This is a genomic window from Bradyrhizobium sp. WYCCWR 13022, assembly GCF_030435535.1.
Lineage (GTDB): Bacteria > Pseudomonadota > Alphaproteobacteria > Rhizobiales > Xanthobacteraceae > Bradyrhizobium.
Window position 1 is genome coordinate 1 of sequence record NZ_JAUIZJ010000059.1, and the last position, 1,451, is coordinate 1,451.

The 1,451-nt window shown below is 63.2% G+C and carries 1 protein-coding gene; it reads right to left on the reverse strand.

Annotated elements, in window-relative coordinates; all coding sequences use genetic code 11:
• Positions 1 to 376: 376 nt before the first annotated feature.
• The gene (locus QY049_RS38930; RefSeq protein WP_301270737.1) at positions 377 to 1,441 is read right to left on the reverse strand and encodes an IS110 family transposase; all 1,065 of its coding nucleotides are present in this window, start codon (positions 1,439 to 1,441) and stop codon (positions 377 to 379) included.
• Positions 1,442 to 1,451: the final 10 nt, after the last annotated feature.

The following is a 1,451-nucleotide window of genomic DNA, read 5'->3' on the forward strand; positions in this document are numbered from 1 at the left end:
TATCCGACCTCTGATTGGAGCGTGTGGTGCTCCGGGCCATCATGGATATCAGCGCGCGTGTGTTCTCATTAGCGGACAGGCCTCGCTTGGGCCATTCGGGTCACCAGTGTTCGCACGCGCTCGGAAGACCGAACCTCCATCTCGTCTCATCCTCTCGCAGACCTCGGCTGGAAGCTGTCGATAGGGTTACGTCATCGCTTGCTCCTCTTGTCGCGCAGTTCCTTTGTTCGAGCCAAGGGCCGTTCCTTCGTCCCGGCCCGCAGAAGGTCGATCGCGTCGCGCGCAGGGGCGGTCAAGGCCGGCCGTCGCGCTTGACTTGCGGCTGGCTCTGGCGTCGCTAGGCTGCGCCTTGACCGTGCCGAGCACGGCGCGAGGATCAAGCGGGTCGGACGCTTGCATCATCGGTCCCCGTCGGCTCGAAGGCGCGGCCTTTAGCCAGCACTGCCCAGGCGATGCGGGCAAGCTTGTTAGCGAGCGCGATCGCCAGCACGTTGTGGTGCAACCGCCTCTTGGCGGCCTCGATCCAGGATTTGAGCCCGTAACGTTCCCAATCCTTTATCCTAACCAGCACAACCCAGGCCGCCTGCACGAACAGAACGCGCAGGTAGCGATTGCCGCGCCTGGAGATTTTGCCGAGGATCGTGCGGTCTCCCGTCGAGATCTGCTTGGGCACCAGTCCGAGCCAGGCGCCGAAGTCGCGGCCTTTGGAAAATACGTCTCCAGTGCCGATCGCGGCCACCATGGCGCTCGAAATGATCGGCCCGATGCCGGGCACCGTCATCAGGCGCGAACATGCCTGATCCTGACGGGCCAGGGCTTCGATCTCGCCGGATAGGCCATCGATGCGCTGATCTAGCCGGCGCCAGTCGCCGGCCAACTCCTCGATAACACGCAACATGCGGGGCGACAGGGCATCGGTGCACGTCGCAAGGATGGTGGGCAGCTCCTTGCGCAGGAAGCCGATACCCTGGCGCACTGCGATCCCGCGTTCCAGCATGAAGGCGCGAATCTGGTTGATGATGCCGGTGCGTTGCGAGACCAGCCGCTCGCGCACCCGATGCAGTGCCTGCAGATCAAGTTGCTCAGCGGTCTTGGTCGCCACGAACTTCATCGTCGGACGCTGCACGGCTTCGGCAATCGCTTCGGCATCATTGAAGTCATTCTTCTGCCCCTTGCTATAAGGGCGGACATATTTGGCCGGCATCAACCTGGCGTCGTGACCCAGCGATGCGAGTTTGCGGCTCAGGTGATGTGCACCGACGCAGGCTTCCATGCCGACCCGGCAAGGCGGCATATTGGCGAGCCGCGCTTCCACCTGGCCACGCGACCACTTTTGTCGCAGCACGATGGCGCCGCCCGCATCGTGACCCACGACGTGGAACGAGTTCTTGCCGATATCAATGCCGATCACGGCGACCGCGGTATTCGGTGTCTGAGACATGGCGTGCTCC

Bases quoted from the DNA above. Each gene is read 5' to 3' on its own strand.
- QY049_RS38930 (WP_301270737.1), bottom strand. From the start codon at position 1,441: ATGTCTCAGACACCGAATACCGCGGTCGCCGTGATCGGCATTGATATC.